Here is a 343-nt window from a genome sequence, read left to right as displayed (position 1 = left end):
GTCCTGCCGACCAGCGAACGGCCGTTCAATCCGTCGCGGCAAACCGCGGTGCTGCTGGCGAGCGCCGAGCGCATCGGGCCGCAGACCAGGGCGCTGTGCCAGCAGATGTTCGACACCGAGGGGCGCCCCGGACAGCGCGCGATGTGGGGCATTGTCGGGCTGAGCCGGAAGTATCCGGCACGGCTGGTCGAGCAGGCCTGCGCGCACGCCATCGGCAACCGCATCTACCGTTACAAGCACGTGCGTGCGACCGTCGAGCGGCTGTTCGAACAGGCGATCGCGCAGGTTGGAGCGACGCCACAGCCGGCATCGCCGCTCACCCAGGATCATCTGCTGATCCGCG

1 pseudogene is annotated in these 343 nt (G+C 69.1%); it reads left to right on the top strand.

Annotated elements, in window-relative coordinates:
• Positions 1 to 343: pseudogene (locus E0702_RS16010) on the top strand (IS21 family transposase); the annotation flags it as partial.

The sequence above is a fragment of the Halomonas marinisediminis genome (assembly GCF_004347715.1).
In the GTDB taxonomy this organism is placed as follows: domain Bacteria; phylum Pseudomonadota; class Gammaproteobacteria; order Pseudomonadales; family Halomonadaceae; genus Halomonas; species Halomonas icarae.
Note: the sequence above shows the minus strand (reverse complement) of the source record. Positions and strands in the feature narration are given on the sequence as shown.